General features: G+C 43.0%; 19 protein-coding genes. 12 read left to right on the forward strand and 7 right to left on the reverse strand.

The features are described from left to right. Window positions 1–101: 101 nt before the first annotated feature. Genes BGP76_RS05795 through moeB form a run of 4 tightly spaced genes read left to right on the forward strand, consistent with a single transcriptional unit; the run spans window position 102 to window position 2,878 of the window. Window positions 102–1,031 carry a PLP-dependent cysteine synthase family protein gene (locus BGP76_RS05795; protein ID WP_073118430.1) on the forward strand — a complete coding sequence of 310 codons (930 nt, stop codon included), beginning with the start codon at window positions 102–104 and terminating at the stop codon, window positions 1,029–1,031. Beyond that, on the forward strand, window positions 1,031–1,456 hold the full coding sequence (locus BGP76_RS05800; protein ID WP_119843938.1) for a M67 family metallopeptidase: 426 nt from the start codon (window positions 1,031–1,033) through the stop codon (window positions 1,454–1,456). Before BGP76_RS05795 ends, BGP76_RS05800 begins: the two co-directional genes overlap by 1 nt. A gap of 4 nt (window positions 1,457–1,460) precedes the next feature. Beyond that, a complete protein-coding gene (locus BGP76_RS05805; protein WP_119843939.1) occupies window positions 1,461–1,739 on the forward strand; it encodes a MoaD/ThiS family protein in 279 nt (92 codons plus the stop codon). A gap of 2 nt (window positions 1,740–1,741) precedes the next feature. Beyond that, window positions 1,742–2,878: a molybdopterin-synthase adenylyltransferase MoeB gene (gene moeB / locus BGP76_RS05810; protein ID WP_119843940.1), complete on the forward strand. Its 1,137-nt coding sequence runs from the start codon at window positions 1,742–1,744 to the stop codon at window positions 2,876–2,878. 268 nt (window positions 2,879–3,146) lie between these two features. Here moeB and BGP76_RS05815 read toward each other — a convergent pair whose 3' ends face one another. The 5 genes from BGP76_RS05815 to BGP76_RS05835 all read right to left on the reverse strand — a co-directional run bounded on the left by BGP76_RS05815 (window position 3,147) and on the right by BGP76_RS05835 (window position 7,500). Continuing rightward, window positions 3,147–4,421: a M28 family metallopeptidase gene (locus BGP76_RS05815; protein WP_119843941.1), complete on the reverse strand. Its 1,275-nt coding sequence runs from the start codon at window positions 4,419–4,421 to the stop codon at window positions 3,147–3,149. Between the two features lie 105 nt (window positions 4,422–4,526). After that, window positions 4,527–5,114 (reverse strand): hypothetical protein, encoded by a 588-nt coding sequence (locus BGP76_RS05820; protein WP_073118420.1) that lies wholly within the window; start codon window positions 5,112–5,114, stop codon window positions 4,527–4,529. 254 nt (window positions 5,115–5,368) lie between these two features. Continuing rightward, the gene (locus tag BGP76_RS05825) at window positions 5,369–6,142 is read right to left on the reverse strand and encodes a hypothetical protein (RefSeq protein WP_119843942.1); all 774 of its coding nucleotides are present in this window, start codon (window positions 6,140–6,142) and stop codon (window positions 5,369–5,371) included. Between the two features lie 6 nt (window positions 6,143–6,148). Continuing rightward, window positions 6,149–6,769 (reverse strand): AhpC/TSA family protein, encoded by a 621-nt coding sequence (locus BGP76_RS05830; RefSeq protein ID WP_119843943.1) that lies wholly within the window; start codon window positions 6,767–6,769, stop codon window positions 6,149–6,151. 215 nt (window positions 6,770–6,984) lie between these two features. Beyond that, window positions 6,985–7,500, reverse strand: coding sequence for a hypothetical protein (locus BGP76_RS05835; RefSeq protein ID WP_119843944.1), 516 nt, complete (start codon window positions 7,498–7,500; stop codon window positions 6,985–6,987). Window positions 7,501–8,051: 551 nt separating this feature from the next. Between BGP76_RS05835 and BGP76_RS05840 the strand changes: the two genes are divergently transcribed. After that, window positions 8,052–8,693 carry a peroxiredoxin gene (locus BGP76_RS05840; RefSeq protein ID WP_119843945.1) on the forward strand — a complete coding sequence of 214 codons (642 nt, stop codon included), beginning with the start codon at window positions 8,052–8,054 and terminating at the stop codon, window positions 8,691–8,693. A gap of 57 nt (window positions 8,694–8,750) precedes the next feature. Here the strand turns inward: BGP76_RS05840 and BGP76_RS05845 are convergent, their stop codons facing one another. After that, a complete protein-coding gene (locus tag BGP76_RS05845; protein ID WP_119843946.1) occupies window positions 8,751–10,757 on the reverse strand; it encodes a dihydrofolate reductase in 2,007 nt (668 codons plus the stop codon). A gap of 78 nt (window positions 10,758–10,835) precedes the next feature. Beyond that, window positions 10,836–11,459: a deoxynucleoside kinase gene (locus BGP76_RS05850; protein ID WP_073118410.1), complete on the reverse strand. Its 624-nt coding sequence runs from the start codon at window positions 11,457–11,459 to the stop codon at window positions 10,836–10,838. Between the two features lie 142 nt (window positions 11,460–11,601). Between BGP76_RS05850 and BGP76_RS05855 the strand changes: the two genes are divergently transcribed. From BGP76_RS05855 to BGP76_RS05885, 7 genes are all read left to right on the forward strand, one after another. Beyond that, window positions 11,602–12,240 carry an O-methyltransferase gene (locus BGP76_RS05855; protein WP_119844331.1) on the forward strand — a complete coding sequence of 213 codons (639 nt, stop codon included), beginning with the start codon at window positions 11,602–11,604 and terminating at the stop codon, window positions 12,238–12,240. A gap of 83 nt (window positions 12,241–12,323) precedes the next feature. After that, a complete protein-coding gene (locus BGP76_RS05860) occupies window positions 12,324–14,171 on the forward strand; it encodes a LysM peptidoglycan-binding domain-containing protein (RefSeq protein WP_221409847.1) in 1,848 nt (615 codons plus the stop codon). A gap of 3 nt (window positions 14,172–14,174) precedes the next feature. Then, entirely contained in the window at window positions 14,175–14,573 is a 399-nt protein-coding gene (locus tag BGP76_RS05865; RefSeq protein ID WP_073118406.1) for a response regulator, read from the forward strand. Window positions 14,574–14,852: 279 nt separating this feature from the next. Next, window positions 14,853–15,179, forward strand: coding sequence for a hypothetical protein (locus BGP76_RS05870; protein WP_119843948.1), 327 nt, complete (start codon window positions 14,853–14,855; stop codon window positions 15,177–15,179). A 105-nt stretch (window positions 15,180–15,284) separates the two neighbouring features. Further along, window positions 15,285–15,503, forward strand: coding sequence for a cold-shock protein (locus tag BGP76_RS05875; protein ID WP_119843949.1), 219 nt, complete (start codon window positions 15,285–15,287; stop codon window positions 15,501–15,503). Between the two features lie 2 nt (window positions 15,504–15,505). Further along, on the forward strand, window positions 15,506–15,928 hold the full coding sequence (locus tag BGP76_RS05880) for a hypothetical protein (protein ID WP_143520003.1): 423 nt from the start codon (window positions 15,506–15,508) through the stop codon (window positions 15,926–15,928). Continuing rightward, window positions 15,925–17,358 (forward strand): sodium:solute symporter family protein, encoded by a 1,434-nt coding sequence (locus BGP76_RS05885; protein WP_119843950.1) that lies wholly within the window; start codon window positions 15,925–15,927, stop codon window positions 17,356–17,358. Before BGP76_RS05880 ends, BGP76_RS05885 begins: the two co-directional genes overlap by 4 nt. Window positions 17,359–17,372: the final 14 nt, after the last annotated feature.

Consider the following 17,372-nt stretch of genomic DNA (forward strand, 5'->3'; position numbering starts at 1 on the left):
GTGGGAAAGTATAGATTTAAATAAACGCTCGTCAGAGATCAAAATATTTAAAAGCCTTTCCCTTTCGAGGAAAGGCTTTTTTTTTGAAATAAACTAAAACAATGGTGATCAATCAAGAATCAGAAGTATTTAAAAGTATCACAACGCTGGGCAAGTATGTCGGCAATACACCCCTGTACGAAATTCAGCATTTGTCTCCTAAGCCAAAGGTGAAGATCTATGCCAAAATGGAATGGATGCAGTTTGGCGGGAGTGTCAAGACCAGACCCGCTTACCAAATCATCAAAGCGGCGCTGGAGAGTGGTGAACTCGGTACAGGCAAAACGCTACTAGATGCTTCCAGTGGCAACACGGGCTTGGCATATGCAACGATATGTGCACGGCTGGGGATTCCTGTGACGATTTGCCTCCCTGAGAATGCATCATGGGAACGCAAGAAGTTGCTCAAAGGCTTGGGTGTCAACATCGTCTATACGTCGAAGTTTGGTTCGTCCGATGAGTCGGAGGCCAAGGCGCACGAGATGTACAATAATGAGCCGGACAAGTACTTTCTCGCCAATCAATACAACAACGAGAATAACTGGAAAGCCCACTACGAAGGGACAGGACCTGAGATATTTGAGGAGTTGGGAGATAGCATCACGCACTTCATGACAGGACTCGGTACTACGGGCTCGTTTACTGGGATCAGCAAGTACCTCAAGGAACGCGACCCTAGCATCCAAACGATCGGATTGCAACCGGATGGTGCATTGCACGGATTGGAGGGATGGAAGGACATGGAGACGGCCAAGGTGCCGGGTATTTATGATACTTCACTGGTCGATGCAATCAAGCACGTGGATACCTATGATGCTTATGATATGCTCAAAGAGACGGCTAAAAAGGAGGGGATTCTACTGAGTCCATCTTCTGCAGCGAACCTCAAAGGGGCGATCGATCTAGCCAATGAGATCGAGGAGGGAGTCATCGTGACACTTTTCCCTGACAATGCGGAGAAATACAGCGAAATCATCAAATCACTATTCTGATGAGTAAAAAAGTCATAGTCGATCACGAAATATTGGCTTCTATGCACAGGCATGCCCTGGCAGATTTTCCCAACGAATGCGTAGGCTTTTTCTTTGGAGAGTCGGCTGGTGAAGCCAAAAAAGTGACAGAATACACCCCATTGGAAAATTCCAAAGTGGGGGATCAACGAAGAAGGTTTGAAGTAGACCCAAAGGACTACATGGCTGCCGAAAAATATGCTATCGAAAGCAAACAGGAATTGCTGGGAGTGTATCACTCACACCCCAAGCACCCTGCTGAGCCTTCGGTGCATGATCTGGCGCAGGCTTTGCCTTTCTTTTCATACATCATCGCCTCTGTCTCGGAGACCGCGGTTCAAAACACACGGTCTTGGCAGCTCAATGAGCAAAACGAGTTTGAGGAGGAAATCATTACGAACGAATAACAACATGGCAGAAATAATCATACCGACACCCCTAAGGAAATTTGCAGACAATCAGGCGACTATCGCCGTGGCAGGAGACAACATCCTGTCTGCGATTGAGGATCTGGTGACACAGTTTCCGGATTTGAAGAAGCAAATATTTGATGCACAGGGACAAATCAAGCGTTTCATCAGAATCTACAAAGGAGAAGACGATATCAAGTCGCTGGACAATGAAAAGACGGCCATCGAGGCAGATACGGTAATCAGCATCATTCCAGCCATAGCAGGAGGAGCAAACTAGATATGTCGACTACATTTTCGAAAGCGGAACTAGAGCGATACAGTCGCCATCTCATCATCCCTGAGTTCAACATCGAGGGACAGCGCAAACTCAAAGAGGCTAAGGTGCTCGTCGTGGGCAGTGGTGGCTTGGGTAGTCCAGTGTTGTTGTATCTAGCTGCTGCGGGAGTAGGGCACATCGGGATCGTGGACTTTGATGTGGTGGATGATTCGAATCTACAACGTCAGGTGTTGTTTACGGTCGAGGATGTAGGGCAGTCCAAAGCTGCCACTGCTAAGACACGGCTTGAGAAACTCAATCCCTTCATCGAATTTACAGTACATGATACGGCATTGACCTCTGACAATGCACTGGAGATATTCAAGGATTATGATGTGATCGCAGACGGTACGGACAATTTTGCGACGAGGTATTTGGTCAACGACGCTTGCGTGATTCTTGACAAAGTGAACGTTTATGCTTCGATCTTTCGCTTCGAAGGACAACTGTCAGTGTTCAACTATGTAGACAAAACCGGTGTGCGGGGACCACACTACCGAGACCTCTTTCCTTCACCTCCTCCTCCGGGGCTCGTGCCGAGCTGTGCCGAAGGCGGTGTGATGGGTGTCTTGCCAGGGATGATTGGTACCATGCAGGCCAATGAAGTAATCAAAGTGATCACGGGAATAGGGGAACCGCTTAGCGGGCGTTTGTTTTTGTTCGACACGTTGTCTTTTGAGACGCGGACGATGAAGATCCGGAAAAACCCGAATACCACTCCCGTGACGGAACTGATCGACTATGAATTCTTCTGTGGTTCAGGACACGAGGAGCAAGAAGAACCCGTGCGTGAGATTACAGCAGTACAGCTCAAGGAATGGAAAGACACGAACAAAGCATTTCAACTCATCGATGTGCGTGAGCCGTATGAGTTTGATATCGCCAATATCGGCGGCACGTTGATCCCACAAAACCAGATCGAGGCTCAACTGGATCAAATCCAAAAGGACCAGGACGTAGTGCTCTACTGTCGTAGTGGCAATCGCAGTGCGGATGTCTTGCGCACACTCAAGGCCAAAGGCTATGGTAATCTCTACAACCTACGGGGAGGTATCCTGTCATGGGCTGAGCAGATTGATCCTGAGATGGCGAAGTACTAGATCAAAGAAAAGGGAGGCTTTATAAAGTCTCCCTTTTCTTTGATGTTGTAGTTAGCTTGTTAACTATTCTTGGATTTTTTCAATCGTTTTTCGGCCTTCTTTTCTTTTGGTGTTTTAGTGGCCTCTTTTTTTACGCTCTTTTTGGCGTCTTGTGATTTTCCCATTGTTTGATTTGGTTTAGATACAGGCGTTTCTGCATCCAGATACAACTGTATCTCGAGGTAATATTAACGTAATAATCCGAAATAAGTCTTTGCTATTTCCTTCTTTATAATCCATCGATAAATACTGTCATCAGTTGAAAGTAATCCTCGAAAGCTGTCATAGGTAACGTTTCAGATCGATCATAGATGTCATGATATGCTTGTATGCCACCAAGCGTATAGATAAAAAAACTGGGCACGTTTTGTTGATGAAAGAAGCAGTGGTCACTGTTACAGGCTTCTCCGCGAATTTTGACTTGGTGGAGCAAGGCTTCTTTTTCGTTGATGTCTCGCAATCGATCAAATTCATCTGGGTAGATAGACCCATTGACCACTTGTATACCATCATCGCCAGTGCCTGAGATGTCAAAATTGACTAGGAATTTGATCTGGGAGAGTTCGAACATTGGATGCTCTACAAAGTGTTTTGATCCTAATAATCCTAATTCCTCTCCACCAAAAGCGATGAAAACAGTCGTGTATTTGGGAATATTTTCTTTGTAGTGTTTAGCAAGGCTTAGGAGCATTGCGATACCGCTCGCATTGTCATTTGCTCCGGGGAAGATCGTTTCACTGCCCATCATACCGAGGTGGTCATAATGCGCAGTGAGTAGGACGAGCGAATCGGGATGCTGTCCTTTGATATGACCTACTACATTTTGGGTTGGGTAGCGGGAGATGAACTTGTTTTTGATGTTTATTTTGACAGTATGGATGTTGCTAGTGGTACTGTCTATTTTCAATATTAGTGATGGTTTTGCGTAGACAGCAGTGGAAGCACTCCATGTGAGTTTGTTAGTCGTGAGGCTGATAGACCCTGAGGCAGGGTTTTCTGGGTGGTACTTGATGAAATCGATGACTTCACGAATGGATTTTTGCTCCTCAGGGTTGTAGTCTTTAGGGTTGTAATCTGGGATGATAAGGAATTTTCCTGTGGAATTATTGAGTATAGTAGAGAGTTTTTCTCGATGGATGAAGTCATCGATCTCCATAGATACGGTCTCAAAAGCTCCTTTTATGCCCGGAGAGCCAGCATCAATGAGGAAGTCTATACCAGGTTGCTTTGCTTCACCATTGATCGAGAGGGACATGGCTGAAGGAAAGGTGTTGACGGGAGTAGTGAAGGGTTGACTGTAGCTTTTCCCAAAAGGAACTAGACCTATGGATTGAAACTGTGACTGGATATAGTCAGCAGCATTTTGGTCTCCATGATCTACATAGCCGCGTCCTTTAAACTCTTCAGAGGCTAGTGTTTGTATGATGTTTTTGGCATACGGTAGCTTTTGGGTTGTCCCATTGTGAGATAATATCAATCCAATAATGCACAATAGATATTTCATACTGGGTGACTGTGGTTTATGTGAGATAGTGTTAGCCAAAAAAAGCTTTCATGTCAGCCCATATAGGTTAACTGACACGAAAGCCTTTTTTGGTTACTCGATACCTTATTCTACTTCTTTCAGTTTGTACCGTTCACTATCGTCTAGTTTCATCATGATCAACAACACTACAGCGATAGCAATAGCAAATGCGTAGGTCATGATGTTGAGGTAGCTTTCTCTAAAGAAAGCCACATCTACAGGTATCTCAAGAATTTGATTGAGGTAGCCTTGGCTCAATAGTAGACCGTAGCATATCGTTAGCGAGATGATTAACATTACTTTTTCTTCCATTCCATACAGCACCCACGGGATAAGGGTCATCGCGAGCATCGAGCAAAAGAATGGAATCAAAAATGAATCGCTACTTTGTATGATTGATGCATGAAACAAAGAGGCCATGATTAGCATTTGAAAAGAGGCCAAAAACCGTGAGGTTTGAACCATACCAAAATGATTTAAGGCCAATAAAGAGATGGAAATAACGAACAGCATAGCAGGGTAAATGACCAGTGCTTCATAGTGTGCATAAATAAAGAAGGCATAGAAGAAGCCTATGAATGCACACATAATAGATACTTGATTGGATAACTTGACTTTCCCTTTCATATAGGGAGTGATGTCATCCTTGATTCCTAGGTGAAAAAAGTTCATGGTTGAAGTTTAGATTTGATTAATAAGTTCAAGTTACCAAAAAAATCTATTTACAGAAATAATATTACATACAACGTTGCACCTGTTTTGCTCTCTGTCTGATTGATATAGGGTATGACCGAACTTAATCTACATACTTTAGGGTATGCAGATTTGCCCAAGAGATATGGGTGAGTAGTGCGGTTTGCTCATAAAATAGGGAATGACTCATAGGGGCATGAGTGGGCTGCTTGGCCCTATGAATCAATAGAATTTTAAAACAACTTCCAATCGATGTTGGTGAGTTTGGCGTTGATTTCTATTTGCTTGTTGGTAGTCTCGATGAGCTCTTCGTTTCTTTGGTTTAGCTCTTCATTGCTGATATTGAGTTCCTCGTTTTTTTCTTTGAGTTCAGCACGGGCTCTACCCAGTGCCTTGTTCATTTCAGCCATTTTTTTGTTGGATGCACGCAGTTGAAGTTTAGTGATCGCGTCATTTAAGGTGTTGACTCTAAACGAATGACTCCATTTTCCGCAAATCGTAACGACTGTAGCTGCTAGTAGTATATGGAATATAAATGTCTGTAAATCCATGTACTGTAATTGTGTAAAATATACGTCTGGTACACCAGAAAACTGTGCATAGGCAAAAGATCCATGGTGCAAAGCGATAAAGCCAATCAACGGAATTTGCACTTTCCAATCTTGATAAATGATCAAGATAGCGGCACTGATAAAAGCAAAAAAGTGCATTTCAAATAACCCATGCATTTGGTATATAAATAACGCTACATATACACCCAGAATGGAACTGGCCAAATAACGGTTGGTACTGCTCTCAGGTAGCAATGCTCGTGTACCAAACCATGCAGCTGTTACTAGACCGCTCACAGCGATAGCTAATATCCAAGTGTCATAGAATGGAGCTATTACCAGCGCAAAAGCTGCGTGACCAAGTAATACACGAGTCATGTATTTGTCAGCTTTGATATGATAAGGCTGTAGGATTTGATTTGCCTGATTCTTGGTTAGTTGTTTTGATTTATTCATAAGAGGTTAAAGTGAAAGTTTCCATAATTTAAAGTTGTCATCCGACAGCCCACATCCATAGGATACCGTGGACAATAGTCCGAATTCTGGAGGGTGTCGGTTAGAAAGTAGTGAGTCTAGTGCCATCTGAGCAAAGTTGCTCCCTGGATCAGTACAGTATCTGGCTTTGTTGTAGTTGCCACGGTAGTATAGTTTTTGATCTGTAGAGACGATCACAGCTTGGGGTGTAGCATATACACCGAACTCATGAGCGAGTAGTAGTCCTTTGTCTTCTGTGATTTGTAGCCCTTCGTCAAAATATTCTATTGAGGAGAAGTAGTCACTTCCCTCAGGAACTACCACAATGAAATCAATTTGATCCTGATAGGTTTTTCTTAGAGAGTTGAAATGTTTGACATTGAAGCGAGAACAAGGGCATCCTGGTTTGAAAAAATGATAGAGCCGAGGTTTGCTCTGAGGAGCGATATTTTGGTCGGTTATATCCAGTAGTTGATTGACAGGCACCACAGTATAGTCAGTAGGGATAGGGGTAGGGAGTACATACTGCAACTCCTGTTGCCAGAATAAAAATATGATTGACCCAAATACGACAGAAATTAACCCTGCGGCTAGTATTTTCCTTAACATACAAATATGCTTAAATATGGATGTATAACTGGGTGTTACAGATGGGGAAACAAATGTAGGTGTTTATTTGTTATCACAATATTAAATTTTGAACTGAATGAACTGTTTTATCGCATAAATGACAAATCAACCTTGGGTTATGCAAAATAAGCCCTACCAGTATGACGCTGGCAGGGCTCGGGCAGGTGAATTAATGTTTATTTTTGTTTAGTTGATTATGATGCCAAATACATATCCGAAAATGTATTGACTTCACGCGGGTTGTTTTGCTTATAGTGATCGAATACGAGTACCAGTTTATAATTAATCTCTCCTTCTGAATCGGTATAGAGTTGTAGTTTGATTCGTGCTTCATTACCATGCACAGTTTCTAATGGGATGACCTGATCATCTAACAGTAATGTGTTTTCATGGCCTAATATTAGTTTAATGTGTTTTGGTTTTTTATGGAGAATTACAATTTCTCCAGAGAGTGATTCTACTCCTTTTTCTAGTTTTATTGCTGTATAGTGACCAGGGGAAGATTGTGAGATGGGGTGCCACGTTTGGTCGTCCATCGATTTGACTAATAGCGCTGAGGGGTCGATCTGTACAGCTTCATAATGAGGGCTTGTTTTGTTGGGCTGAAACTGAATTTCTACCGTGGTAGTGGGAACGTCTTGACAGGATGAAAGTATAATGATGGCTAATAGGCAGCCTAAGATGGTTTGAATTAATTGGGGTTTTGACATGCGGATTTATAATCTATTCTTTCTAATGATTTATGGTGTTTAGTAAAGGTCTGTATCGTTGTGAGCCAATTTTATACCATGCTTGCTCTTGCAGGAACCTCCGATAAACCTAGTTTTATATCTCATGTGTTTGAGTGGTAGTATTTTATTGATTATTAGATTGTTTCGTTTCGAATGTTTGCGGCTTTTCTAGCTTAGATAGGTTGATGATTTTTAATCAATTACTTCTTTGTCGTCTGAGTAGTAGTTTGTTTTTTCTCGTATTGAGAAAGTCGACACTGAATTGAGAATAGAAGGGGTGTTTTTAGTAAACCTAAATAGCTAACCATCGTTGGTAGAAGTAACAAAAGAAAATACAGATGAAGATGACTTATTTCTTTTCCTATCTATACTCTACAGCATCGCGAAATGGTTGCTGTCTGAGTGGTTGTTGATTCTATCGTAGAATCTTCTTAGTACCCTGAAACTTTTGATGAAATACGATTTCAGTTAAATGGAATCCGATCAGAAATTCAATAACATTGTTTAAACCATTTTAATCATAATATATCATGAGCACAATAAGACTTGGAGATGAAGCTCCAAATTTCACGGCACAATCTTCGGAAGGAGAAATCAATTTTCATGAATGGCTCGGCGATAGCTGGGGCGTACTATTCTCTCACCCTGCTGACTACACACCTGTATGTACGACCGAACTCGGTGCAGTAGCCAATTACAAGGCTGAATTTGATAAAAGGAATGTCAAAGTAGTTGCTTTAAGTGTAGACGGAGTGGAGTCTCATCATGGATGGATCAAGGATATCAATGAGACGCAAAACACGACAGTGAACTTTCCTATTATCGCGGATGAGGATAGAAAGGTGTCCGAACTGTACGACATGATTCACCCGAATGCAAATGATAAATTGACCGTGAGATCGGTGTTTATCATCGACCCGAGCAAGAAAGTGAAGCTGATGATCACCTACCCAGCTTCTACGGGTAGAAACTTCGAAGAACTCCTGAGAGTTATCGACTCGTTGCAGTTGACTGCCTATCATAAAGTGGCCACTCCAGCCAACTGGAAGGCTGGTGGTGACTGTGTCGTAGTACCAGCAGTGAAGACAGAGGATATTCCTGCTTTGTTTCCTAAAGGATATAAAGAAGTAAAACCGTATTTGAGAATGACTCCTCAGCCAGATTTGAAATAGCTGTTGATTGAATAGAAATTGAAAAGGGCTGTCATTTACATGACAGCCCTTTTTTAGTTACAAGAAGGAGTACTTCTTGGCGTAGTAGAGCATCTGCTCTGTAAAGTCTTCTGGATATTCGATTGTGATATCTGTGATGTTGCCATCCGAATCGACGTTGGGTACGAGCAACGGATTGATAAACCCACCGTAGGGTGCTATGTCTAATTTTTCGGTTCGAGCTAGTATTTCTGAGTGTATCACAGGGTCTACTTTTACCCCGTAGTTTTCCACCAAGTCTTTAGCGGCTTGGTAATCTCCTTCGGATTTGATGCGCTGTGTCTCGCGGAGTAGTTGCCCAAATATCTCTCTGAGCTTTTCATAATCATGGATAACATAATAGGTTTTGTTATCACGCATTACTTTTTCAATGACATTGTCTGTTAGACCTTGTTCGTAAGACCAGTTTGATACCCAGGCGCGGTTTCTCATATGGGCTTCTTCGATGGACTCACCTGGTTCAATTCTTCTCAGTTGGGCAAGCATACCATTTCGAATGTAGCTGTCGTATTCTTCCATACCTACTTCTTGGCTAGGGATTAGCCCTAGCTCTACGAGTTTTGGATCCATGATGAAATACAAGCCGACCAAATCTGCTCTTCCTTCTTCTAGGGTAGAAGCATAGTTTTTGAGTGTCTCTTTAGGCGTACCTACACCTGGGTTGATTTGACCTGATGCGTGTCCGATCACTTCATGAAGGGCGGTATGCATTTTGTCTCCTAATACGCCATACTTTTCTGCTCTTGCCGCTTCTTCTTTGGAGAAGGTGAATTCCTCGGTCATGCCACCGCTGCTGCCTTTTTTGTAGGCATCTATGATATTGCCAAGACTAACGGATTTAGAGCCGTGTTGGCTTCTAATCCAGTTGGCATTGGGTAGGTTTACACCGATGGGAGTAGAAGGCGAAGCATCACCAGATTCGCTGGCAACATTGACGACCTTGTAACTGACTCCTACGACATTGCTTTTTTTATGCTCATCCATGATGGGAGAGTTGTCTTCGAACCATTGCGCATTGTCGGAGAGTACTTGCATGCGGTCCGACGCTTCGAAATCTTTGATTTGCACGATAGACTCGAAAGAACCTCTGTATCCTAGTGGATCATTGTATACTTCTATGAAACTGTTGATGTAGTCAATGTCTCCCTCCGTCGCGCTAGTCCATGCGACATTATAGTCGTCCCATATTTTGAGATCCCCCGTTTGGTAGTAGCTGATGAGGAGTTCTAATGCTTTTTTCTGCGCATCGTTTTCTGCTACAGTGGTGGCTTTGTCTAGCCAGTATATGATTTGATCGATGGCGGTACCGTAGAGACCGTTAGATTTCCATACTATTTCTTCTAACTGTCCGTCTTCGTTTTTGACGAGCTTAGTGTTTAGTCCATAGGAGAGAGGCTGGTCTGTGTTTTTGTTGATGATCTGGCTGTAGTATTGTTCTACTTCATCGGCTGTCACATCAGGATCATAAAAGTTAGTGGCAGAGCCTAATAGCAGTCCTTTGCTTTCATCTAGATTTACTTTTTTGTTGTCCACCGAAGGATCAAAAATAGCATCAAGAACCTCATCAGATAGTTCTTGGTTGGTAGCATGTAACAACGTATCGAAATATTCGGGAGAGAATTCAGGAATAATCTTCGCCATCGAATAATGGTGATGTATCCCATTAGAGAACCAAACACGCTTGGTGTACTCCATTAGTTGAGCCCAATTCGCATCACTACGGTCTCCAGTGTAGTTGGATACTATATTTTCAAGGGCTTTCCTGATGGTGAGATTATGACGATAGTTTTGGTCGTAGATAATGTCACGACCACTCAGTCCAGCTTGTGCCAGATAGTAGACGAGTTTTTTCTGGTTTAACTTCAGTTCATCAAAGTTTGGGATGCGGTAGCGGTAGATTTTAAGGTCTGCAAATTGCTCCGTGCTATATTCAAAATCGTCTTCGGAGGTGGACTGTGGAACGTCTTGTTGCTGGCATGCTAGCGTACTCACTAGTAATACCAGCCAGATAAATAGGGTTTTCATTGATTTGGTCATGTTATGTGTTAATGTAATTTACATATAGTAGGGAGACTTTACATAATCTCTATTTAGACTCATTGATTAGCTAAATAAGCCAAATAGTTCACGATCTATCTTGGATACGATAGATGAGAAGTCTTCGGGATTTTTTACGAAATTGATCGTATTGACATCTATGATGAGCAGTTTGCCTTTGTCATAGTTTTGTATCCATGTATCATAGTGGGTTTTGAGCTCTTGTAGGTAGTCGATTCGGATTGTTTTTTCATAGTCTCTGCCTCGGTTTTCTATGTTTCTTACCAGATTATCCAGGTCAGATTTGAGATAGATCAGGAGGTCAGGAGCCTCTACATATTGGATCATGGATTCAAAAATGGAAAGGTAGTTGTCATAGTCGCGTTGCACAAAGTAGCCTTGGTCATAGAGGCTTTTTGCAAAAATATAGGCGTCTTCGTAGATCGTGCGGTCTTGGATGACGGGCGCTTGGATTTGTGCAATCTCTTGTACCTGTTTGAACCGACTATTCAGGAAGAATATCTGGAGATGAAATGCCCAACGGGACATGTCTTTGTAAAAATCTGCTAGATAGGGGTTGTTGTCGACTTCTTCGAGTTGGATTTCCCATCCATAATGTTTGGCAAGCATTTTGGTCAGCGTAGTTTTGCCTGCTCCTATATTCCCTGCAATGGCGATGTGTTTGATCATGGGGTTGTTGTGCTGTTTGCGCAAAAATAAGCCTTTATTCTATTTTAAAAAGCTTGATTTTGCTTCATGTGAATCATGAAAAGTAAGTTGCTAATTGGCGGGATATGGACTAGAATTGTCACAATTTATTGATCGAAACCATTTGGATTTTTTAGCAAACGAAATACAGCGATACGCAGAGCAACATAGTCAAGCTGCTAGTTCACTTCTAGAGAAGATAGACCGAGAAACACATCTCTATGTAATGCGACCTAGAATGCTCTCTGGGCACATGCAAGGCAGGGTACTGTCTATGTTTTCGCACATGATACGACCAAAAGTAGTATTAGAGATAGGCACATACACTGGATACTCAGCGCTATGTTTGGCTGAGGGGTTGGCTCCCGACGGTCGGTTGATTACGCTGGATGTGAATGAAGAACTAGAGGAGCGTGTACGTGGCTACTTGTCCGAGTCGAGCTATGATGATCAGATTGATTTTCATGTAGGCAATGCACTGGAAATAATCCCGACGATTGACGAGGTGTTTGATCTGGTTTTTATAGATGCCGACAAGTCTAACTACCAAGCTTATTTTGACCTAGTGCTGCCAAAGATGCGACAGGGAGGGTTTATCATCGCAGACAATGTCCTCTGGAGTGGCAAAGTAGTGGACGAGAAATCAACGGACAAAGACACCAAAGCCCTATTGGCTTTCAATCAAAATGTACATCAAGACGATCGGGTCGAAAATGTACTTATGCCAGTCCGAGATGGACTAATGATCCTACGAGTTTTATGAGATACTTTTTCACCTGTTTAGTCCTCTTTTTGTGTTCCGGTCTCCGAGCCGAAGAGCCATATCAGCCCAAAGTCCCCACGACGATGGAGTTTGCCGGAATGAAACTCAAGATCACCGAAGGTGCACGAAAGGAAATTCAAGAAGACGTAGATATGCTCACTCGGAGTGAAAAATATTTTGAATTGAAGGCAGATCGTGCTCGGCTATACTTTCCTGTGATAGAGAAGACGCTTAAAGAGCAGAACGTGCCAGATGATTTTAAATTTCTCTCCGTACAGGAAAGTGCATTGATTTCAGATGCAGTGTCCTCTGCCAACGCAGTGGGGTTCTGGCAGTTTAAGGATTTTACGGGTAGAGAGGTAGGGTTGCGCATTGATAGGAATGTTGACGAGCGATTGAATATTGTTTCTTCTACTATTGGTGCAGCCAAGTATTTCAAACGTCACAATTTCTATTTCAACAATTGGATATATACACTGCTGGCCCACATGACTGGGCGTGGTGGTGCGGCGAAGTATGTCGATGAGAAACAGTTCGGAGCGACCCGAATGACAATAGATCGAAAGACACATTGGTACGTGAAGCGTTGTTTGGCGCACAAAATCGCTTTTGAGGAAGCGATGAAGAGAGGGCATAGTCAGGGGATGAAACTACTCGTCTATGAGCGAGGTGGTGGGAAAACGTTGAGTAAGATTGCTGACGAACTCAAAGTCAGCGAGACGGAACTTAAACAGTATAACAAATGGTTGAAAACCAGTAAAATTCCAGATGATAAAACTTATACCGTAGTTGTACCAGTGACGGGTAAGTTAAAGTCTATTGATAAAATCAATGGTGGGGTAGAAAAACATCATGTACAGAAAAGCGAAAAATCAGATGCAGGGGGCACAGCTGCACCCGTAGTGATCCCATCACTCAGTGCAGGTCTGAATACGCAAAAAAATATCTTCATTAAGATCAATGGGCTGCCGACTATATTGGCACAGCCAGGAGATGATGTACAGTCTTTGTCAGAAAAGGCAGCTTTACACCCTGAGCGTTTGGCCAAGTACAATGATATCACTGTTGGGGAGGCGATACAAGAAGGAGAAGTGTACTACCTGAGAGCAAAGCGTAATCGAGGGCGGACCTATTACTATACTGCACTGCCAGGTGAGACGATGTGGGAGATTTCACAAAAGTTCGGGATCAAAGAAAAGCGACTGGCTCGTATGAATCGAATGATGACCATAGACCCTATCAAAGCAGGTCGTGTGATGTGGCTGAGGAATAGAAGGCCAAAGGATCAACCTGTAGAGATTCGTGAACTGTCTACTGCACCAGTAGATGAGACGATTCCAGTAAAGGAACTGATCCGTGAGGAGAAAAAGGCTGAAAAACTAGCAGAGAAGAAGGAACAAGAAATCATAGAGAAAGCGATCCAGGAAGAAGAGGTAGACGAGCAAGAGTCGACACCTCTAGAAGAAGATGCCGTGGATGAGGTAAAGGACGAAAAAGTAGAAGCTCCTGAAGAGTTGCCGACTTTTATGGAAGTAGGAGAGCCTGAGTCAGACAAAGAACCAACCCCAGTTGATGAAGCTCCTAGAAAAGAGAAAAAAACCGAGGATAGAAATTATTTCACTCATGAGGTCACCAAGGGAGAAACCTTGTACTCACTCTCCAAGAAGTATGGGGTGTCGGTAGAGGATATCAAAGAATGGAATGATCTCTATGATGTCGGCCTGAGTCTAGGGCAAACACTGATCATACACGGAGAGGGGCGCGCATTTGAGATGAAACCTAAGGAGGTGGATTTTCATGTCGTTGAACCAGGCGAAACGCTCTATGGGATATCCAAAAAATATAACATTCCGATTCAGGACTTGTTGAGGATCAATCAAAAGGATAATTTTGCACTTTCTGTAGGGGAGAGAATTAGAGTCAAAGAATAGTAGATGAGAGAATATAGATGCAAGAATGCACTGTTGATAGATAACAATGCAACTGACAATTATGCGCATAAGCTGGCGATTATTGAGTCTCAGTTGGCAGAGAATGTAGCAGTAGTGACGAGTGGAAAGGCAGCTATTGATTATTTGAAGAGTTCAGGTTGTACACTTCCAAAACTCATCCTATTCGATGTTCATATTCCAGTGATCGAAGGGCAAGTGTTTTTGCATGAATATGCCATGCTCAATCATTTTGATAAAGAGGACGTTAAGATTGTTGTTTTGACTTATGAAGACCAGATTGCTAGATTAGAAAAGTTACTGATCAACGAGGAGATTCATAGCATAGCGCGAAAGCCGCTGAGTTTGGAAGACTGTGAACGACTCGGCGATTTGGTAGTGTAAAGAGTACGCTCTACCATTAGATAGTTAGTCATTGACTCCATTAACTTTCTTATTAGTACTGCACTTTATTAAACGGTTCTTTTTAGTTAGGATCAGAAGGGGGGATAGTCTTGTCTATGACGATAGATTAGTCATCAATCTATCAGGTTTTGTTTACTTCACCTCTACCAGTGGGTACTATTGTTGTATAATATGTAAACGAGATTAGCCTTGCATGGGCATACATATAGATTAGTTCGCTTATAATTTGTGGTGTAGGACATATATTCTAACTTCGTATTGTCATTAAATATCTTAGAAGATGAGTTGATCATAGGGTTGCTGTTGGTTCAGAGCCTATGGGGACACCACATATTTATCGAAGGTTTTAAAGTACATATCTCCGTCATCGACAGTGTCGAGCTACATGAATGCACCAGATCATATCTGGTCATGAACCGACTGGGGCTGCCAGTGTGTGAGTCATTTGACGGATACCTTTCATCTAATTTTCAATTTCTTTTTAACAAAAACTTGCTGAGGATAGTGGGTTCACTTTTTCTGTTTCAGAAAAAGGAGGATTTGCTATGCCCATTCTATGCTTTAGAAAAGGAATTGGTGTTTTAATTCAATCGCTAAGATGTCTGACCCTATCGTGCGTAGAATCGTTTCCTGCGCGGGATATGCCAGTAGAGAATGGAAGCGAAATACATGGACTAAAACAGGAGAGAGATGGGAAAGAAGAACTTTAATGCATTTGTCAAAAGACAGAAAGCGGAGAAAAAGAGAAAGAAGAAGGAAGAGAAAAGGCTGAAACTAGAGGAAAGAGAAAATGGAGGGGGTACGCTCAACGAAATGATTGCCTATGTAGATGAGTTTGGCAACATAGTGGATGAACCTCCTGAGGAAACACCCGAAGTAAAAAAAGAAGAGGACAAAGAAATTGAATAATAATGGTCTCAAAATTATCCCTTGCCCTAGGAATCTATTGTTGGGCGATGAGTGTGGTCCAAGCGCAAGAAGTAGAGTTTGTAGGGGAATCCCTACAGGTAGCACCGAGTGGGTACATACAACTTGATTGGTCAGGTGAGGCAGAGTTCTTTTGGCTGGAACAGGCCGAAGACTCTCTGTTTGAGGAAACCAAAGTCATCTACCGTGGACCTGACAAGGCGAGTTTTGTTTCTGGTCTCTTGGACGGGCAGTATTACTACCGAGTCAAAGCCAATGAGGGCGAGTGGTCGAATGTGTTGCAAGTACAAGTGCAACATCAGTCGCTAAATCTAGCGTTGACTTTGTCAGGCTTGGGCTTGCTTGTATTTAGCCTGACGTCAGTTGTTATCATCAAAGGTTCACGCTCAACACCCTCTACGTCATGAATCATCAATCTTTTATTATTTCGCCTGAGACGGGATGGATACTACTGGCCGTACTCAGTGCACTGTGGATATTTTTAGGTGTCTACTGGGGCAAGAAGGCCAAAAACATGGATGGGTTCATGCTCGCTGGACGCAATGTGGGGTTGGCTTTTGGTGCTGCCACGGCCATGGCGACATGGGTCACATCCAATACCACGATGCTCGCGCCACAGTTTGCGCTGCAGCTTGGGATATGGGGTATGATTGCCTATTCCACTGCTTCCTTTGGGTTATTTCTTTTTGCGCCTTTAGCGAATCGAATCAAAGCACTGATGCCGACGGGCTACACGAGTGGGGATTTTATCCGTCTACGATATGACAAGCTTACCTGGTATGTCTTTCTAGTTATCAGTATCTTTTATGGTTTTACATGGCTGGTGAGTATGGGCATGGCGGGAGGGATCCTGATGAATGCCATCGCAGGTATTCCGTACGAACTGGGAATGACAGTGATCCTTGGTGTATGCGTTGTTTATACCTTGTTTGGTGGTTTGTATGCTGTGATCGGGACGGATTTTATTCAATCTCTGATTATTTTGATTGGTATAGTGGTCGTGGGTGTTGGTGTATTGACACAGGTTGATTTTGGTCACATATATACCAATGTATTGGATGAAAAGCCCATGCTATTGAATGCACTCATGCCTGCAGCGATCATGTCCGTATTTAACAACCTGCTTTTTGGGCTGGGGGAAGTGTTTCACAGCAACGTGTGGTGGAGTCGAGCCTTTGCTATGCGCGAAAAAATTGGAAAAAAGGCTTATTTGTTATCGGGTCTGTTTTGGTTTCCTGTGCCGATTGCGGCAGGATTTATCGCTTTGACGAGTGGTTCGCTGGGTGTCAATATCACTAGTCCGGATATGGTGGGGCCGTTGGTGGCGTCTCATGTGCTGGGGCAAGCAGGTGCGGTGATTGTATTTGCTGTATTCTTTTGTTCGCTCGCATCCAGTATTGACAGTTTATTGGCGGCTACCTCTGATCTTATTACCGAAGATATTTACCGCAAGATGATTAATCCGAAAGCTGGTGAAAAGCTGCTGAGAAAAGTTTCGGCAGGAATCATTATTGGCTTGGGGGTTCTGGCATGGGCGTTTTGTATGCCACGCATTGGTACGCTTGCTACGGTGTTGTTTTTTGCAGGGCCTATGGTGGGGAGTACGATTTGGCCCATCGTGACAGGTCTATTTTGGCGCAAAGCCAGCGCCAAAGGAGCGATGCTCGGAATGATACTGGGTAGTAGTAGCGGCCTAGTGGCTTATTTTCAATTGGGCTGGTACACCGCCTCATTGATTGGAGCAGCTGTGTCTATGGTGACGGTATTGGTCTGTACCTATTTGTTTCCAGACGATTTCGAATGGAACACACTCAACGAATCTAAATCTCAAGAATAAAGCCTATACCATGA

This window comes from Reichenbachiella sp. MSK19-1 (assembly GCF_003590315.1).
Taxonomy (GTDB): Bacteria; Bacteroidota; Bacteroidia; order Cytophagales; family Cyclobacteriaceae; genus Reichenbachiella; species Reichenbachiella agariperforans.

Coding starts and splice junctions, on each gene's coding strand:
- BGP76_RS05840 (WP_119843945.1), top strand. CDS start 8,052: ATGAGCACAATAAGACTTGGAGATGAAGCTCCAAATTTCACGGCACAA.
- BGP76_RS05835 (WP_119843944.1), bottom strand. CDS start 7,500: ATGTCAAAACCCCAATTAATTCAAACCATCTTAGGCTGCCTATTAGCC.
- BGP76_RS05845 (WP_119843946.1), bottom strand. CDS start 10,757: ATGAAAACCCTATTTATCTGGCTGGTATTACTAGTGAGTACGCTAGCA.
- BGP76_RS05815 (WP_119843941.1), bottom strand. CDS start 4,421: ATGAAATATCTATTGTGCATTATTGGATTGATATTATCTCACAATGGG.
- BGP76_RS05875 (WP_119843949.1), top strand. CDS start 15,285: ATGGGAAAGAAGAACTTTAATGCATTTGTCAAAAGACAGAAAGCGGAG.
- BGP76_RS05860 (WP_221409847.1), top strand. CDS start 12,324: ATGGAGTTTGCCGGAATGAAACTCAAGATCACCGAAGGTGCACGAAAG.
- BGP76_RS05850 (WP_073118410.1), bottom strand. CDS start 11,459: ATGATCAAACACATCGCCATTGCAGGGAATATAGGAGCAGGCAAAACT.
- moeB (WP_119843940.1), top strand. CDS start 1,742: ATGTCGACTACATTTTCGAAAGCGGAACTAGAGCGATACAGTCGCCAT.
- BGP76_RS05805 (WP_119843939.1), top strand. CDS start 1,461: ATGGCAGAAATAATCATACCGACACCCCTAAGGAAATTTGCAGACAAT.
- BGP76_RS05820 (WP_073118420.1), bottom strand. CDS start 5,114: ATGAACTTTTTTCACCTAGGAATCAAGGATGACATCACTCCCTATATG.
- BGP76_RS05865 (WP_073118406.1), top strand. CDS start 14,175: ATGAGAGAATATAGATGCAAGAATGCACTGTTGATAGATAACAATGCA.
- BGP76_RS05830 (WP_119843943.1), bottom strand. CDS start 6,769: ATGTTAAGGAAAATACTAGCCGCAGGGTTAATTTCTGTCGTATTTGGG.
- BGP76_RS05800 (WP_119843938.1), top strand. CDS start 1,031: ATGAGTAAAAAAGTCATAGTCGATCACGAAATATTGGCTTCTATGCAC.
- BGP76_RS05825 (WP_119843942.1), bottom strand. CDS start 6,142: ATGAATAAATCAAAACAACTAACCAAGAATCAGGCAAATCAAATCCTA.
- BGP76_RS05795 (WP_073118430.1), top strand. CDS start 102: ATGGTGATCAATCAAGAATCAGAAGTATTTAAAAGTATCACAACGCTG.
- BGP76_RS05880 (WP_143520003.1), top strand. CDS start 15,506: ATGGTCTCAAAATTATCCCTTGCCCTAGGAATCTATTGTTGGGCGATG.
- BGP76_RS05885 (WP_119843950.1), top strand. CDS start 15,925: ATGAATCATCAATCTTTTATTATTTCGCCTGAGACGGGATGGATACTA.